Source organism: Streptantibioticus silvisoli (genome assembly GCF_027947535.2).
Taxonomy (GTDB): Bacteria; Actinomycetota; Actinomycetes; order Streptomycetales; family Streptomycetaceae; genus Streptantibioticus_C; species Streptantibioticus_C silvisoli.
Map to the genome: position 1 here is coordinate 266804 of NZ_JAAGKO020000003.1, position 16482 is coordinate 283285.

At 69.1% G+C, this 16482-nt stretch carries 15 protein-coding genes; 9 read left to right on the forward strand and 6 right to left on the reverse strand.

Going from position 1 to position 16482, the window contains the following annotated elements; genetic code table 11:
* Positions 1-27: 27 nt before the first annotated feature.
* From POF43_RS04005 to POF43_RS04015, 3 genes are all read right to left on the reverse strand, one after another.
* Positions 28-405, reverse strand: a complete 378-nt coding sequence (locus tag POF43_RS04005) for an ATP-binding protein (RefSeq protein ID WP_271322712.1) — start codon at positions 403-405, stop codon at positions 28-30.
* Positions 406-494: 89 nt separating this feature from the next.
* Positions 495-884 (reverse strand): hypothetical protein, encoded by a 390-nt coding sequence (locus POF43_RS04010; protein WP_271313472.1) that lies wholly within the window; start codon positions 882-884, stop codon positions 495-497.
* Positions 885-978: 94 nt separating this feature from the next.
* A complete protein-coding gene (locus POF43_RS04015; RefSeq protein WP_271322711.1) occupies positions 979-2178 on the reverse strand; it encodes a helix-turn-helix domain-containing protein in 1200 nt (399 codons plus the stop codon).
* Between the two features lie 92 nt (positions 2179-2270).
* Between POF43_RS04015 and POF43_RS04020 the strand changes: the two genes are divergently transcribed.
* From POF43_RS04020 to POF43_RS34760, 7 genes are all read left to right on the forward strand, one after another.
* Positions 2271-2993 carry an HAD family hydrolase gene (locus tag POF43_RS04020; protein ID WP_271322710.1) on the forward strand — a complete coding sequence of 241 codons (723 nt, stop codon included), beginning with the start codon at positions 2271-2273 and terminating at the stop codon, positions 2991-2993.
* A gap of 269 nt (positions 2994-3262) precedes the next feature.
* Positions 3263-3568, forward strand: a complete 306-nt coding sequence (locus POF43_RS04025; protein WP_271322709.1) for a MazG nucleotide pyrophosphohydrolase domain-containing protein — start codon at positions 3263-3265, stop codon at positions 3566-3568.
* A gap of 366 nt (positions 3569-3934) precedes the next feature.
* Positions 3935-4627, forward strand: a complete 693-nt coding sequence (locus POF43_RS04030; RefSeq protein ID WP_282704404.1) for a WXG100-like domain-containing protein — start codon at positions 3935-3937, stop codon at positions 4625-4627.
* Between the two features lie 7 nt (positions 4628-4634).
* A complete protein-coding gene (locus POF43_RS04035; RefSeq protein WP_271322708.1) occupies positions 4635-5528 on the forward strand; it encodes a DUF8616 domain-containing protein in 894 nt (297 codons plus the stop codon).
* Positions 5529-5595: 67 nt separating this feature from the next.
* Positions 5596-5979, forward strand: a complete 384-nt coding sequence (locus POF43_RS04040) for a hypothetical protein (protein WP_271313478.1) — start codon at positions 5596-5598, stop codon at positions 5977-5979.
* 1217 nt (positions 5980-7196) lie between these two features.
* The gene (locus tag POF43_RS04045; RefSeq protein WP_282704405.1) at positions 7197-8120 is read left to right on the forward strand and encodes an alpha/beta fold hydrolase; all 924 of its coding nucleotides are present in this window, start codon (positions 7197-7199) and stop codon (positions 8118-8120) included.
* Between the two features lie 455 nt (positions 8121-8575).
* The gene (locus tag POF43_RS34760; RefSeq protein ID WP_308217719.1) at positions 8576-8806 is read left to right on the forward strand and encodes a hypothetical protein; all 231 of its coding nucleotides are present in this window, start codon (positions 8576-8578) and stop codon (positions 8804-8806) included.
* A 259-nt stretch (positions 8807-9065) separates the two neighbouring features.
* Here POF43_RS34760 and POF43_RS04055 read toward each other — a convergent pair whose 3' ends face one another.
* From POF43_RS04055 to POF43_RS04065, 3 genes are all read right to left on the reverse strand, one after another.
* Positions 9066-9374, reverse strand: a complete 309-nt coding sequence (locus POF43_RS04055; RefSeq protein ID WP_271313480.1) for an SCO5918 family protein — start codon at positions 9372-9374, stop codon at positions 9066-9068.
* 67 nt (positions 9375-9441) lie between these two features.
* A complete protein-coding gene (locus POF43_RS04060) occupies positions 9442-10965 on the reverse strand; it encodes a DEAD/DEAH box helicase (RefSeq protein WP_271322706.1) in 1524 nt (507 codons plus the stop codon).
* Positions 10966-11306: 341 nt separating this feature from the next.
* Positions 11307-11510 (reverse strand): cold-shock protein, encoded by a 204-nt coding sequence (locus POF43_RS04065; protein ID WP_069775160.1) that lies wholly within the window; start codon positions 11508-11510, stop codon positions 11307-11309.
* A gap of 855 nt (positions 11511-12365) precedes the next feature.
* Here POF43_RS04065 and POF43_RS04070 point away from each other — a divergent pair.
* Both POF43_RS04070 and glgX read left to right on the forward strand, forming a co-directional pair.
* Complete coding sequence (locus POF43_RS04070; RefSeq protein ID WP_271313482.1) at positions 12366-13193, forward strand: lipase family protein; 828 nt, start codon at positions 12366-12368, stop codon at positions 13191-13193.
* Positions 13194-14182: 989 nt separating this feature from the next.
* Complete coding sequence (gene glgX / locus POF43_RS04075; RefSeq protein WP_271322705.1) at positions 14183-16297, forward strand: glycogen debranching protein GlgX; 2115 nt, start codon at positions 14183-14185, stop codon at positions 16295-16297.
* The last annotated feature ends 185 nt before the right edge of the window (positions 16298-16482 follow it).

Genomic DNA, 16482 nt, shown 5'->3' on the forward strand with positions numbered 1-16482 from the left:
GGCAAGCCCTGCAGATGTTCTGAAGCGTCATTTGCCTGCCGAAGCGACGTCCGCCCAGGTGATGCGCCCGTCGGCGGACGTTCCCCACGCCTGGGCCACGGCCTCCACCATCAACAGGCCGCGTCCCTGCTCCGCGGTTTCGTCGGGCAGCGCCCCGACGAGGGCGAAGCGGCCCTGGGTGCGGTCGTCGACCTCGATCCGCACCCCGTTGCCCGACCTCCTGACACGGACATCGAACGCCTCATGCTGCCCGTAGCGGACGGCGTTCGTCGCCAGCTCGCTCATCACGAGCCGCACCGCATCCCCGAGCCGCCGAAGTCCCGCTCCCACGACCACGGCGAGGGCCTGGTCCCGCAGATGGGCGACGGAGATCTCGGTGCGAGGCGACGACATGTGCAGGAGCACCGGATCGGAGGTATCAGCGGAGCGAGGACCGTCTCCGACAACCGCAGGGACCGATTGCGCGACGCCTGGCTGCGTACCGTGAGAGTCGGTCATGAGGATTCCTCGGTGGAATGCATCGATGTGAGGACGGCCCGCAGGGCGAGGTGAAGGGGGCGGGCCAGCGTGAGGACCAGGCAGGTGGAGGCCGCAAGCCAGTAGGCGCCGGGGGGACGGTCGCGTCCTCCGGGCGGCAGTTCCACCAGATGCCCCTTACCGAGAGCGACGGTGAGAGGCAGGCACCAGTTCTGTGCCGTGCCCGGACGGACGAAGAAGAACAGCGCCCGGCCGACCGGATCGACCAGAACCGCTCCCTCCGGAGCGGAGAGCCTTCGCAATGCGGCGAGGCCCATCGGTCGCGGCGTGCGGATGGCGTCCCACTCCACGCCGGCGGGAACGGATGCTCCCTCTGGCGGGATCGTCGGATCAGCTGCGGCCCGCATGTGTCACTCCCTCAAGTGGTGGGGTGACGAAAAAGCTGGAAGCGGTCAGCGCGCGGTACCCGGACTCACAGTCCGGGTGGACCATCCGTCCGGGTCAGGCGATGCCGACGCGTTCGGCAAGGGCGGAGATCTGCCGACGGTAGGTGCGGGTGCTCCGGTTGCGAAGGTCGGTGATGATCTCGCGTGCGAGCGGGCTCCGCGTCAGGTCCTCGGGGGCCATCTGCTCGATGTCCAGCAGGGTGACGAACGCTCCGGCGTCGTCCCGGTCGAGGTCGTAGCACCGGGCGACTTCCAGCAGGAAGGTGAACCGCCGTTCGATCGGCAGGTGGCCGGTCTCGATGGTGTCGGCCACGTGAAGGGCGGCGGATGCGTTGCCGGCCTCCATCTCGATGCTCAGCGCGTGCAACTGCACGTTCGTGGGCCCGAAGACGGTTCCGAGGACGTTCGACTCACCGACCCGTTCGGCAGCTGGAAACGCTTGCGCCGACAATCGCTCCCTGGCACGCCACCACTGCCGCTGTCTGGCGGCGGCGACCACGGCCACCAGTTCCAGCGCTCCGATCAGGGCCGCCACCTCGCGGGACGCCGGGAGCCGCGACAAGCTCTCGATGGTGTGCACCACGGTCTCCTCGGCGCCGTCCGACTGATCGTTGTTGAGCAGCATGTGGCCGAGGTTCCAGGTCGCCGCCGCCATGCGCACGGGATCGTCGGCGTCCTCCGCCGCTCGCATCGCACGATCCGCCACCAGCAGTCCGAGGTCACGGCTCCCCGTGCGCCGGCAATAGCTGCGCAGGAGTCCGTAGAGGTCGGCGGCGCAACGGTGGGTCTCCCGGCGTTCGACCGGTTCCGTTCCGCCGCGCCTGCGCGCCGACTCGACGTCCGCGATCAGCGCGGGGAGCAGAGCGGCAGCGTCGGTGAACCGGGTGCTGGACGTCTGCCAGAGCTGCCACACCTCATCGACGCGCTCGCGCAGCACCTGGGAGGTCACAACGCAAGCCTCGCCCGTGGCCCCGGCACGGAGCAGGCAGGCCGCCACGTCGGCATCGATGGAACCGTCCGGGGCGGGCGGGATCTGCTCGGAGTCAGCCGCGTCGAGCAACGCCGAGGGCTCGACGCCCAGTTCACGCGCCAGCAGGAGGAGTACCGGGATGGTCGGCAGACGTCGCCCCCGCTCGATGCGCGAGAGGTAATCCTCGGTGATGCCGACCAGGCCGGCGATCACCGCCTGGCTGCGCCCCTGTTTGAGGCGCCAGGTTCTGATCCGCTGGCCGATGCGTGCGGCCTCGCCGGTCATGAAGGCCCCCTTCGCCGTACCGCGTGCGATGTCAGAGTAACCATGCAATCGGCTGAGAGTGACCCTTGTGTGCGGGCATGCGTACTCTTCCGATGCACGACAGAAAGGGCGTTACTGTGCGGCTCATCCTGTGGGACATCGACCACACCTTGATCGACACGCGTGGTATCGGTGAAGAACTGTCCGGTGAAGCCTTCGAAAGGACTACCGGTCAACCCATGCTCCGGCAGGCACGAGTCGACGGCATCACGGAGGCGGTGATCTTCCGGGAGACCGCCAAACTCCACGGCCTGAACCCGAGCCGAGCCGACTTCGAACGGTTCGCCCGTGAACTGGCCGAGCGGCACATCGCCCGGCTCGCAGATCTGCAACGTACCGGACACGCGCTTCCCGGTGCGGGGGCGGCCTTGAAATCCCTCGCCGCGATGGACGACGTCGCGCAGACGGCGGTGACGGGGAACGTGCGGCCGGTGGCGGAGATCAAGCTGCGGGCCTTCGGCCTCGACCACCACATCGACTGGCCCGCGGGCGGTTACGGCGAGGACGCCGACGAACGGGCGGACCTGGTACGTCTCGCCATGCGGCGTGCCTCCACCCGCTACGGAACGGACATCCGACAGCAGGACACCGTCATCGTGGGCGACACCCCCGCCGACGTCGCCGCCGCGCTCGACGCCGGCGTCCCGGTCATCGCGGTGGCATCGGGCAAGTTCAACCAGGACGAACTCCGGGATGCCGGCGCGGAATGCACCCTGCCGGACCTGGCCGATACGGAGGCGTTCATCAGGTGCGTCGATGAGTTGCGGGGACGCTGAAGGCTCCCTCACGGGATTCGAGCGTGAGGGCGGCGGAGTCAGCAGGTTGAGTCCCCAGGCGGGGCGATGAGGACTCTGCGGTCTGTCGCCCCGCCGCCCCGGGCATCCCGGTTGAGACCCCCCGTGGGGACGATGAGGACTCCCGCAGGCTGACCCCGGCCCGCACGTCCTTCAGACTCGACGGGGTGAAAACTGGGGCCCTTCCTCGGGTACGGTCGCGGCCCCGGCTAGGCTGCGACCGCACCCGCCACCCCACCGCCGGAGGAGCCGTGGACATCCAACTCGCCCAGAAACTCGCGTGGGAGAACAAGACCGCCAAGGGCTTCAACACCACGGACGTACCACTGGAGTTCGGCCTACTCACGGCCGAGATCGGCGAGGCGTTCACCGCCTGGCGCAAGGGCCTACCTGACTTCGGTGAGGAGCTGGCCGACGTATTCCTCTACCTGGCGGCCCTCGCCGAGATGAACGGCGTCGACCTCGGCGACGAGGTCGCCCGCAAGATCGAGAAGAACAGCCGCCGCACCTACGAGCGCAACGAGAACGGCGTGCCGATCCGGGTCAGCGAGGGCTGAGCCCATCGGCTACCGCTTGATGTACGAAATGCCCTTCGCATCGAGCAGCGCGGCAACTCGACTGACGTGCTCCCGATGAATTGCGCACACCAGTAGCTCCTGTGCCCGTGAGCCGGCCACGTAGAGAACACGTCGGGCCTCGGTGTCGTGGTTGCCCTCCCAGTCGTCCAGGACCGTGCGCTTGGTTTTCTGGTTCGGCCGCAGCCTGTCTGGCAGGACAAGTACGACTCCAGGAAACTCCATGCGCCCGGTGCGGCTGGAACCCGAAGGCCGTCAGAGTGATCATAGGATGATGCCTCGGGCATGCACATGGCTGACCGGGGGACTTTCTGTGTGGCTATCAACTTGCCGCATCATCTTGCCGAGGTGGTCAATCTTTTGGGCTTCAACTGGCCTGAGATCGACGAGGACCAGCTGAAGGACGCGGCGCGGGAGGTGCGGCGTTACGCGTACGAGTGCCAGTCGTCTCGCGATGTGACGCACAGGATGGTGACTGGGGATCTCCCGCAGGTGTACCAGGCGCAGTCCTACTCCTCGCTGGCGGAGATGTGGGCGGACCAGACGCAGGGCCACATGGGGACGCTCATCGAGGTCTGCCACGGTCTCGCGGACGCCCTGGTCGTCATCGCGGACGCGGTCACGACGATGAAGTACGCGTGCATCACCCAACTGGGCATCGCGGCTGCTGAGCTGATCGGAGACGCGGTCGGATCGGTGGCGACGCTGGGACTGTCGGACGCAGCCGCGCTGGTGCAGGTCCGCATCCAGCAGGGCGCGATGAACGACATCATCAGCAACTTCATCTCCACCGCCGAGTCCGCCCTCGTCAACAAGATCACCGGGCCGTTCAAGGAACAGCTCGACCACGCCGTGGAGAAGCTGCTGTTCGCTGAAATTGCCCACGTGGCGGTTGGCGGGCCCGGCCCCAGCCTCAAGGTCGACACCGCCGCCATGCGCGCCCACGGCGACACCGCCCTGCACCAGGCCGAGAACAACCTCGCCGTCGGCCACGCCTTCCGTAACCGTGTCACCTCCATGACCTTCACCAGCGGCGGCTGACGACACAGTGAGCGACATCATCGGCAAGGTCATCAAACCGACCACCGAATTCCTCGAAGACCTCGCCCGCAAACTCCCTGAAGCCCTCGGCAAGGGCCATTACCGCGTCGGCCAGCACATCCACACCGCCGCCGACGAATTCGACAAGGCCGAGGACGACCTCACCAACGCCGCCAAACACCACCCGCACGCCGACGGCCGGGGGCACCACGAGCTCGCCGACGTCGCCGGTACCGGTGCCACGGCGGCGGGCGGAGCACGAGCCGTGGGTGACGCCCACCGCCAGGCCCGTACCGGTGCGGAGGCCGACACCGACCATCACGACCTCTCGGGCGAACCAAACCCTGCCGACATGGGAACGCGTCGCGCCCAGCGGGCCAGGACGGCCGACGACTCCCATGTCGCCGCCCCGCCCGCGCACGCACCAGACGGCGAACTCTCCTCCAGGGACCCGGTCTACTACCGCGACGGCTCCACGGCCATCGGCTACGACAACGCCACCCGGATCAACTTCGACAGCGTCCGCAGTGAACCTGGCTACCACGATGTCGTGGTACATGGGAACAACCGCGGCTACTTCGAACCCGGCCGGGTCAACGCTGCCGGCCACGGGTTCCCCGCCGGTGACACCCACCCCACACACATCGCGGAGGCCGTGCGGAACAACCCCTCCTACGACGGCGGCCCGGTCCGGCTTGTCTCCTGTCATACCGGGACGTCCACCCCGGACAGCGGCGAGGTCCCGGCTGCGCAGAGCGTCGCCAACCACCTCGGAGTACCGGTCAAAGCACCGACCAATAAGGTGGGTGTGAGTCGGCTGGGCGGGCCAGGACAGACACCGGAGATCTTCGGTGGCGGGTACTGGCGGACGTTCCTGCCGATCCACGGAGGGGGTCACTGATGGGAACGACCGCACCGCGGCACGCCCGTCGACGCGGGATTGCTGTGGCGAGCGAGGGGAATGGCGCATGAGGATTCTTGGTGTGTGCGCGGAGTTGTGGCCGGGAGTAACGGCGGAGCCGCTGCCTGGCCTGGTCACCCTGGTCGGTCACGAACCTCCGGACGACGAGGAACGGGTCGTCGGATACCTGCGGGCCGGGGAAGAGATCTTCAGTGCCATGGGTGTCGTCGCTGACCTGCTCGGTTCTTCCGAGCGTGTCCTCGGCGGAGACTCGATCTTCACCGATGGCGCCTGGGTCTGGCGTGGCGATCTCTGGTTCTACGTCTCGCGCCACCACTTGCGGCTCCCGGGCGAGTTCTTGGACTCCGTCCGCGCGAGTGGCTACCGCCCCCCGGCGGTCGGGCACGAGGACCTCGTGGCGATCTGGGAAGACGTCAAGCCACTGCTGTGACGCGCGAAAGCGGCCCCCTGTTTGGCCGCCATCTTCCAGACATCACCGTTCCCGTATGACCGAGTCTCCACTCCGCATGCCTGCGGCCGTCCCAGGGACGCCCCGGGACGAGGCATTAATTCAGGCAGGGTCAAGGCTTGACCCACTTACCTACGCCATCACCAGCGTCGCCGACCGTCCCAACGTGTGGGCGTAGTGTTCGAGTCCGACCTCGGACACCACCCCCCACAGCGGCGCACCCACCTGTGCCCAGGGCCGTTGCCGAATCCCACTCTCCCGACTACCGTCCCCGCAGCGGCACCGCTTTCCGCCGAATCACGGAGGGGCCAGATTGGACGTTCCGTCCGCGCCGATCGAAGACACCCCGGCGATCGGCCGGGGCACCACGACAGCGGTGAGGAGCTTGTAGAACGGGTTTGCGTCCCACGGTCTCGGCATCGAAGTCGATACGCAGGGGCCCGAGTATCCCCGGTCAGGTTCACACACGGCGAAGGCCCCTCGCCCGACGGCGCCAACCAGGTCAGGGCGCTGAAGAAGGAAGCGCCGAGCTCAGACGGTTGAACGAGATCCTCAACGCGGCCTCCTTGGATTCAACCGGTCGGAGCAACAGTGCTGGTGCTGAGCGACAAGGCAGGACTGATCGGTCGTCATCACCCGGCTCCACCGACGATCCAGACGAAACGCTTCGGGCATCCGGTGCACGCAGCCGGCCGTGACTGCCGGGCACGGACTTCGAGTGGGATCGATGTGGTGGCGGACGATCGGGGGACGACTGGCCTGTGTGTGAGGGGCCGGCAGGAGCGGCTCGGCCGCGAGTAGGGCTTTGACTTCGCGCTCCGCTGTCCCGCCGGGCCGCCGCGCGGTCCCGGCATCGGTATCCATCGTCGGGCCTTCGCCACGGCCGCCGCACTACGTCACGCACCTGGTCAGGCCGCACAGCCACGAGGCGGTGGACAACGTCGACTGTGCACGCTGCCGAAGTCGCGGCGTATGGGGCGGGGCAAGTGGGAGAGGGAGGACTGCGAGGGTCTCCCGTTTGCGGGACGGAGTAGTGGCGGCAGACGAAACCCCGGGCCCGCGCCCACGGGGGGGTATCCCCACCACGCTCACTGGCCTCAGCGTCAGCGTCAACCGACATGCCAGCAGGGTCGTGTGGGCAACCGGGACTGCGAATGATGGTGCAGGCGCCAACACTCGCAGCCGTCGAAGGATCACTGATGTCCCGTACTCCCCGCAAGCACCGGTCCGCGTATCGTGTTCTGTCGTCCCTCGCCTTGCTGGCCCTGGCTGGCGGTGCCGTCACGGCGTGCGGTGGCAGTGGTTCCTCCTCCAGCCGCTCCGCCCCGCCGTCCGCCTCTGCGGGGACCGGTAAGGCGGCCGGAGCGCAGCTGCGTATGGTCGACAACAACGGTCACCGTCTGGCCTTCTTCGTCACGCGGGGCAACGGTTCCACCATCGTCCTGGACTCGGGCGGCGGCGAGGACTCCTCGCAGTGGAAGGACATCGTCCCCGAACTTCACGCGGCCACCGGCGCCACTGTCATCACCTACGACCGGGCCGGCCTCGGCAGGAGCGACGTCGTGCCCGGCCCGTGGAAGGTCGAGAGCGCCGTCAGCGACCTCGAGGCGGGGCTCAAGCAGTTGGGCGTCAGCACTGACATGACGTTGGTGGCCCACTCCCAGGCCGGCGAGATCGCGAACTACTTCGCAAGGGACAATCCGAAGATGCTCTCCGGTGCGGTCCTGGTCGACGCCAACCTCCCCCAGTTCTTCACGGACACGGAGATTCCCCGTCTCGTAGCGGCGACCCAGCCGGAGGTCGACGCGGCGAGAAAGGACCCCGACAAGCCGGCGAACCGTCAGCTCATCTCCACTGCGGAGGGCTTCGCCGCGGCGCATCGGGCATTCCATGAGGTGACGTGGCCGGACTCGGTCCCGGTGACGGTCATGGTGTCGGGGAAGACCCCGTTCGACGGGTCTCCCGAGGACGCCCAGCGCTGGCGTGACGCCGCGGCCTCGTTCGTCAAGCAGGCACCCAACCGAACGCTCGTCACCGCCAAGGGCACCTCCCACGAGCTGCCGACGGAACGTCCCGACCTCGTACTCAAGGCGATCGAAGACATGTACGCCGCACAGCACTGACCCAGGGGCGCGACACGACCTTCCCACCGAGCACAGGTTCCCCGCCGCAACCGCACCGGGAGCCAGGAAACACAAGGGCACAGGCGGCTCCGCTGTCCAGCAGCCGAAGCCGGATACCGGCCGCAGTTGAACCCCGGGAACTGACGGCCTCCCCTCGCCAAACAGCGCTGTGGAGGACTCCTGCAAGGAACAGCCCCCATGGCCGTGAAAACGGGCTGGAGCTTCGCCTGCGGACACAGCGCAGCCCGCGACCTGTCCGACCGGCCGACCGCCGCGCGGGCTTCGCCGCGCGGCTCGCCACGCAGGGGGGTACCGACTACTGGCGAACCGCACGCGACGGCGACGAACGGGACAAGGCCGCCTGGCTGGAGGCCAAGCGCGCCCAGGAGCAAGCGGAGTCCGAAGCCTGGTCGGCCCGGTACCGGATGCCGCAGCTGGAAGGTACCGAGCGTGCCGTGGCCTGGGGTACCCGCTGCCGGCACCAGGTCCTGGCCACCGCCTGCACCACGCTCGTCGTCGAGGGCGACACCGCCGAGACCGAATGGGAGGCCATGGAGAACAAGGCCCGCACCGTCACCCGTGCGGGCTGGTGGATCGACCCGCACTCCTTCGAACCCGGCGACCCGACCGAACTGCTCGCCGCAGCCACCGACACCGACCGGCCCGTCGAGAACCCACACTTCTGACCGCGATCCCCCTGCCCTGGAGACCGGAGGTGCTGTGCCGTACCAGGCAGAAGGGGCCTACGGGCACCTGATCGAGCGGGCGGGCCGGCACCTCGCCTGCGCCCGCAGCGGCGGCACCCAAGGCCGCATCGGCTACGGCTGGATACGCAAGGGCGAGCACAGCGTCCCCAGCTGTGCCGGCCGGAGTACGCGGGTACTCGCCCGGGTGTTCGGGGCGTGCGGAGGGCGCAGGGTCTCGGGGTGGGTGTGCCTGAGCTGGTTATGCGGGTGTCGGGGTTCCCAGCAGTGCTGCCGCCGTCTGGAGCCTGGTGAGGACTCGTACGGGGGTGTGCCCGGGGGTGGGGCGGCAGGTGAAGCCGAGGCGGCTCATCGCCCGGGTGACCTCGCCGGCGGAGAAGTCGCGGCGGTCCTGTCGGGTGAGTACTTCGCCGACCTGTTTGACGGGGTAGGTGCGGCGGCCGATGATCACGGACTCACCGGTCACGGGTTCGGGTTTGATGCCCTTCATCGATTCCAGCACTTCGCTCTTGACGAAGTTGAAGGAGAAGCGGGCGATGACACAGCGCATGATGCCTCACAAGTTGATGGAGAGCTTGACCACGGGCGGTCGAGTCGGGAGGGCTGTGGCCTGCTCCTCAGGCGGCTGCGCCGGCCAGGGCCCGACCGGAGACGCCCGGAGTCCGCGGGGTGGTGGCGGAGCGTCGGGCCTGGGCGGTGCCGCTGCGTCGGCCGCGGGACGGGGCCGACCGGCGCTTGGCGCGTTCGGCGACCGGCGCGGCGATGGTGACGGGCACGCCCGACGGGGCCTGGGCACCGGTGATGCGGCTCAGTTCGGCCTCGCCGGAGCGGATCTGCGTGGTGAGCGGGGTGATGCCCGCGTCGGCCATCAGAAAGGTCATGTCGCGTCGCTGGTTGGGCATCACCAGGGTGACGACGCTGCCGGACTCGCCGGCGCGGGCGGTGCGGCCGCCGCGGTGCAGGTAGTCCTTGTGGTCGGTCGGCGGGTCGACGTTGACGACCAGGTCGAGGTTGTCGACGTGGATGCCGCGGGCGGCGACGTTGGTGGCCACCAGCACCGTGACGTGCCCGGACTTGAACTGCTCCAGGGTGCGGGTGCGCTGCGGCTGGGACTTGCCGCCGTGCAGCGCCGCGGCACGTACGCCGCTTTGCAAGAGGTCCTTGGTGAGGCGGTCGACCGCGTGCTTGGTGTCGAGGAACATGATCACACTGCCGTCGCGTGCGCCGATCTCGATGATGGTGGCGTGCTTGTCGGCGACCTGGACGTGCAGCACGTGGTGTTCCATCGTGGTGACCGCGCCCGCGGAGGGGTCGACGGAGTGGACGACCGGGTCGGTGAGGTAGCGGCGTACCAGCAGGTCGACGTTGCGGTCGAGGGTGGCGGAGAACAGCATGCGCTGGCCGCCGGGAAGGACCTGGTCGAGGAGTTCGGTGACCTGGGGCATGAAGCCCATGTCGGCCATCTGGTCGGCCTCGTCCAGCACGGTGATGGCGACCTGGTCGAGCTGGCAGTCGCCGCGTTCGATGAGGTCCTTCAGCCGTCCGGGGGTCGCGACGACGACCTCCGCGCCGGAGCGCAGGGCGCCGGCCTGGCGGCCGATCGACATACCGCCGACGACGGTGGCCATCCGCAGGCGCATCGGCCGGGCGTAGGGGGTGAGGGCGTCGGTGACCTGCTGGGCCAGCTCCCGCGTGGGAACCAGCACCAGCGCCAGCGGCTTGCGGGCCTCGGCACGCCGACCGGCGGTGCGGGCCAGCAGCGCCAGGCCGAAGGCCAGCGTCTTGCCCGACCCGGTGCGACCGCGGCCCAGCACGTCCCGACCGGCCAACGTGTTCGGCAGGGTCGCCGCCTGGATCGGGAACGGCACGGCCACGCCCTCGGCACCGAGCGCCGCCAGCAGCGGAGCAGGCATGTCGAGGTCGGCGAACGCCTCGACGGCGGGCAGCGCGGGAGTGGTGGTCACCGGCAGGGCGAACTCACCCTGCGGCCCGGGGCGACGCGCGTGGCCACCACCGGAGCCGCCGGAACGGCGCGTGCCCGAGGGACGCGAGGACTGCGAACGGACACTGCCGCCCCGTGAGGAGCCGGCAGAGCCGCCGGTGCGGGAGTAGCGGTCGTTCGTGCGAGTGGTGCGGTTCATGCGGAACCTTCCTCGATGCGGCACGTATCGAGGAATTCCCGGCAGCCATGAGCCGCATGGAGAATCGCAAGTACGAGCCGAAGAAAAGAAAACGAAGCCGGGAAGATACGCCTTCCCATTGCGCCGACAGGTGCGGGGACCCGCCGAAAGAAATTCTGAATACCGGACCGAAAGACCAGAGCGGTCTTTGTCCTGTCATGATTCGCCGGGGCGATACGTCACCCGACGGTTCTACCGCTGCCCGTGAGGCCATTGCCGTGCACGGGGAATTCTGTGAAGCAAACGAGCTGGGGCCCGCACCCCTTCAGGTGCGGGCCCCAGCTACGTCGTACGCGTCAGCGTCAGGCGGGAACGATGTTCTCGGCCTGCGGGCCCTTCTGGCCCTGGGTGACGTCGAAGTTCACCTTCTGGCCCTCCTGGAGCTCGCGGAAGCCCTGGGCGGCGATGTTCGAGTAGTGGGCGAACACGTCAGCGCCGCCACCGTCCTGCTCGATGAAGCCGAAACCCTTTTCCGCGTTGAACCACTTCACGGTGCCAGTAGCCATGTCATATCTCCTTCGGGGCGGTGCCCTGTGCTCGCACTGTGCAAGTACAGCGTCGCCGTGATGATTGCCCCACCCGGAAAAAGCACCGGAAACAAAAATGCTCTCACCGAGCCTTTGGTTCAGTGAGTTCATTTGAAGCTTTTGGGAACCACTACTGCAACTGATCACTACGGTAGCACAGGGCGGGTCGCCATGTGCGGTGGCGACTCGAATTTCGCGGCGCTTCCACGAATTGCATGCCCGGGAGGCGGCTGTTTCTCCTGTCGCGACACCAGATATTCACGCCGGTGCGGAGATGATGTGCGTCGGTCCTGGCGACCGATTCTCCGCGGAAATGCGACCAGGCGCCGATCCGGGTGGTGGATGGACAGGCCGGGAGGACAACCGAGAACTTCCGGGGAGCGGGCTCACGGAAGTCTTAGTAGGACGTCGGCACGGTGGTCAGGGCATCCGGCGGCGGGGCATCCCGTCCACCAGCTCCCTGCCGAGGTCAGGCCGTCCTCGCACCCCTCAAGGGTGTGTCCGTCCGATAGCACGGCCTTGCGTTCCGGCGGTCAGCCGACCCGACGACGCATGCCGTCCGCAGAGGTGTTCTGAGTGGCTGACCACCGGGAGCCGGGACGTTTGGCGCCTCCCCCGGCGGTGCCTGGGTGGCGCGGTCTGCTGCGGGTGTCAGCCGCCCTGGTCGAGGGCCCTGGTCGAATCGCGGTGGGCCGCCCGCGCGTCGTCCAGAGCATGGAGGACCGCCCCGCCTGCGTCCGTTCGGGTGAGGGAGGGCGCGGTCGGTTCCCTCGCGTTCAGGCGCGGGGCTAGGTTGCTGGGCGACCCACCGCCGGCTATTCGCGAAGGACGCCGATGACCATCCCCGCGCTGGACCACTCGATGACCGGCTACTCCCTGCCGCACGCGTACTGGATGGCCCGCGCGGCCGGACTGGCGTCGCTGGACCGGGACGGCATCGAGGCCCAGGCCCACGCGTGGGGATTCGGGCAGGTGCGGTACTTCGAGTCGACGCACAAGATGCCGTTCCCGATCGAGGACACCCAGGCGTACGTCATGGCCAGCGACCGCATGATCGTCACCGGGTTCCGGGGCACGGAGGTCGCGAAGATCCGCGACTGGCTCACCGACGTCGACACCCCGCCCGTTCCCGGACCCGCGGGCCGCGGCTTCGTCCACTACGGCTTCCACCAGGCCCTGCAGTCCGTCTATCCGCAGGTCCGCGAGACCATCCTGGAGCTGCGCACCGAGGGGCAGAGCGTCTGGTTCACCGGCCACAGCCTCGGCGCGGCGCTGGCGATGCTGGCCGGCGCCCGCCTGTACTTCGAGGAACCCGGGCTGCTGGCCGACGGCGTCTACACCTTCGGCCAGCCCCGCACGTGCGAACGGCTGCTGGCCGGCGCGCACAACAAGGCGTTCGCCGACCGCTGCTACCGCTTCGTCAACAACAACGACATCGTCCCGCAGTTGCCGCCCGAGCCCGTCTACACGCACGTCGACGCGCTGCGGTACTTCGATGCCGACGGCAGGCTCCACGAGGCCATGCCGCTGATGGCCAAACTGCGGGACCGGGCCAAGGGGCTGGGCGCCGACCTGTTCGCCCCCGAGACCGATGCCGTCAAGGACCACCACCTGCCCAACTACCTGGCCGCCCTGGAGAAGAACCTCACCAAGGCCGGCTGAACACCCCGGGGCACCCGGGTGTGCCCTCCCCCGCGAGAGGCGGCGTGGGGGGTGGCCGGACCGTACCGGACGAAGGGCACCGTGGGCGGCCCGGGAAGGCAACCTGCGCGCGGAGGGCTTCGACGTGCGGGAGGAACTCGACCGGGCGGGGTGGCGGGCGCCGCGTCCGCGGAGAGGCCGACAGTCGGCCGGCGAGTGCGGCACTGGTCGGCGGAATCCGAAGATCTGATCGTCGGCCCGGTAGGACTGATTAGTTGGCCGCGGTCGCTGACTTCTGGTCCGTGGGAGCGCGCCGGCTGCCATCAAGACGGACCGTTCCCGCAACCCCGTCACCCGTCTGAGGGACCTTGCCGCCTTGCACGATTCCTGGGGCCGGCACGGAGCCCCCGCCCGGCAGGTCCGGCGGTCCGACAAGCGGACCAGAGCCGGGCTCGGGCTGCGACCGGGGCCGGGTCCGTCGGTACTCGAGGGCTGCATTGCCGGGAGCAGAGGCTCTGGCGGCGGCCCGGTCTGCGGGCGAGGAGCCGCTCGCGTGTCAGATCGAGGTCGGACAGCAGTAGCCGGCGGATCGGCGGGCCGCCACCGCGCGGACACGTCGTGCTCCGGGGCGGGCCCGGCCGCGGGCAGCAGCTGCGCCGCCGGCGTCATCACCCGCGTGGTGATGGCCGGCGCGAGCCCGGGCAGCCGCACCGCCGCCTTGGCCGCCGGCGTCAGCACCACCTCCGGCCGGCGCCGCCACGCCGCCCGTACCACCGCCCGGGCCGCCCGTTCCGCGTCCATCGCCCCCGCAGTGGCCGTGGGCCCGCCTCGAACCCGACCCGGCACGGGTCCGCAGAGGATCGGTGGCGCGCCGGCGGCTGAACGCGCACGGCTCTCCCCGTGGCGACATACTCCGCAAGCCGGAGCGCCTCGGCCATCGGGCTGAGCTGAACACACGCCAGCGGCGTGGTCCCTGGCGTGGAGCACGGTCTTCGGGGCAGACCCGGGGCATGGATCTTCACAGCGGTCGCGCCTACCCCCTGGGTGCCGAGTACGACGGTGCCGGCACCAACTTCGCCCTGTTCTCGGAGGTGGCACAGAACGTGGAACTGTGCCTGATCGACGACGACGGCGGGGAGGAGAGAGTGGCGCTTCCCGAGGTGGACGGATCCATCTGGCACGGCTACCTGCCGGGTGTCGGTCCCGGGCAGCGCTACGGCTACCGCGTCCACGGACCGTACGCCCCGGCGAACGGACAGCGCTGCAACCCGGCCAAGTTGCTCCTGGACCCGTACGCGAAGGCTGTCGACGGACAGATCGACGGGCATCCCTCGCTGAGCGGCCACCGGGCGGGCGAGCCGGACCTGCCCGACGACAGCGACTCGCTCGGGCACGGCATGCTGGGTGTCGTCACCGACGCCCGCTCCTTCGACTGGGGCGACGACCGGCCGCCGCGCCACCCCTACCACGAGTCCGTGATCTACGAGGCCCACGTCAAGGGCATGACCCAGCGGCACCCCCAGGTGCCGGACCAACTGCGCGGCACGTATGCCGGGATGGCCCACCCCGCCGTGATCGCCCACCTGGTCGAGCTGGGGGTCACCACCGTCGAACTCATGCCCGTGCACCAGTTCACCCAGGACGGGTTCCTGACCGACCGGGGAGTGTCGAACTACTGGGGCTACAACACCATCGGCTACTTCGCCCCGCACAACGCCTACGCCGCCGGCGGCAGCCGCGGCCAGCAGGTCGACGAGTTCAAATCCATGGTCAAGGCAATGCACGCCGCCGGCCTGGAAGTGATCCTCGACGTCGTCTACAACCACACCGCCGAAGGCAACGACCAGGGGCCGACGCTGTCCTTCCGCGGTATCGACAACCAGGCGTACTACCGGCTCGTCGACGACGACCCGCGCCATTACTTCGACACCACCGGCACCGGCAACAGCCTGCTCATGCGGCACCCGAACGTCCTCCAAATGATCATGGACTCGCTGCGCTACTGGGTTACCGAGATGCACGTCGACGGCTTCCGCTTCGATCTGGCCGCGACCCTGCTGCGCCAGTTCCACGAGGTCGACCGGCTCTCGGCGTTCCTCGACATCGTGCAGCAGGACCCGGTGATCGGCCGCGTCAAGCTCATCGCCGAGCCGTGGGACATCGGCGAGGACGGCTACCAGGTCGGCAACTTCCCCGCCCTGTGGAGCGAGTGGAACGGCCGCTACCGCGACACCGTGCGTGCCTTCTGGCGCGGCGACGAGGCAACACTCGGTGAACTGGCCTCCCGCATCGCCGGCTCCCCGGACCTCTACCAGCACGACAGCCGCCGCCCGCGCGCCAGCATCAACTTCGTCACCGCACACGACGGCTTCACCCTCCGCGACCTGGTCTCCTACGCGGAACGCCACAACGAGGCCAACGGCGAGAACGGCGAGGACGGCGAAAGCGACAACCGCTCCTTCAACTGCGGCGCCGAAGGCCCCACCGACGACCCGGACGTCAACACACTGCGCCTGCGCCAGCAACGCAACATCCTCGCCACCCTGCTGCTCTCCCAGGGCGTCCCCATGATCGCCCACGGCGACGAGACCGGACGCACCCAGGGCGGCAACAACAACGTCTACTGCCAGGACAACGAAACCGCCTGGATGGACTGGGACCTCGACGACGACCAGCGCCACCTCAACGACTTCGCCGCGGGCCTGTTGCGCCTGCGCCGTGCACACCCCGTCCTGCGCCGCCGCCGCTTCCTGCTGGGCCCCAGCGACACCCTCCCCGTCGAACGCGCCGACATCGCCTGGCTGCGCCCGGACGCACAGCTCATGCAGGACGAGGACTGGCAGCGCAACGATGCCCACGCCCTCACCGTCCACCTCGGCGGCGACAGCGACACCGAACGCGCGGAACGTGAGCCCGCACCCGACGACTCCTTCCTGCTGCTGTTCAACGCCCACCACGAGCCCGTGGAGTTCCGCCTCCCCTCCGCCGCCCTCGGCCGGGAATGGAACACCGTCCTGGACACCGCCGAACCCACGGCACCGGCCCCGGCCGCCCTCCCCGCCGAGTCGACACTCACCCTCACCGCCCACAGCCTCCAGGTCCTGACGGCGCCCCGCGCATCCTGAGGAAGGCGTCCTGGACGGGGAGGCCGGTCTTCGTGATCGGCCGCCGGCGCTGCTGGTGGGCGGCGATCAGCAGGAGGTGAATGCCGCCGTCCGGCACTACTCCCGGTCCCCGTCCGGCCCACCGGCCATCCCGCACCACCCCCGCCCCCCCCCCAACCCCCCCAACCCCCCCCCCCCCCCCCCCC

Bases quoted from the DNA above. Each gene is read 5' to 3' on its own strand.
- POF43_RS04010 (WP_271313472.1), bottom strand. From the start codon at position 884: ATGCGGGCCGCAGCTGATCCGACGATCCCGCCAGAGGGAGCATCCGTT.
- POF43_RS04015 (WP_271322711.1), bottom strand. From the start codon at position 2,178: ATGACCGGCGAGGCCGCACGCATCGGCCAGCGGATCAGAACCTGGCGC.
- POF43_RS04020 (WP_271322710.1), top strand. From the start codon at position 2,271: ATGCACGACAGAAAGGGCGTTACTGTGCGGCTCATCCTGTGGGACATC.
- POF43_RS04040 (WP_271313478.1), top strand. From the start codon at position 5,596: ATGAGGATTCTTGGTGTGTGCGCGGAGTTGTGGCCGGGAGTAACGGCG.
- POF43_RS04045 (WP_282704405.1), top strand. From the start codon at position 7,197: ATGTCCCGTACTCCCCGCAAGCACCGGTCCGCGTATCGTGTTCTGTCG.
- POF43_RS04055 (WP_271313480.1), bottom strand. From the start codon at position 9,374: ATGCGCTGTGTCATCGCCCGCTTCTCCTTCAACTTCGTCAAGAGCGAA.
- POF43_RS04060 (WP_271322706.1), bottom strand. From the start codon at position 10,965: ATGAACCGCACCACTCGCACGAACGACCGCTACTCCCGCACCGGCGGC.
- POF43_RS04065 (WP_069775160.1), bottom strand. From the start codon at position 11,510: ATGGCTACTGGCACCGTGAAGTGGTTCAACGCGGAAAAGGGTTTCGGC.
- POF43_RS04070 (WP_271313482.1), top strand. From the start codon at position 12,366: ATGACCATCCCCGCGCTGGACCACTCGATGACCGGCTACTCCCTGCCG.
- glgX (WP_271322705.1), top strand. From the start codon at position 14,183: ATGGATCTTCACAGCGGTCGCGCCTACCCCCTGGGTGCCGAGTACGAC.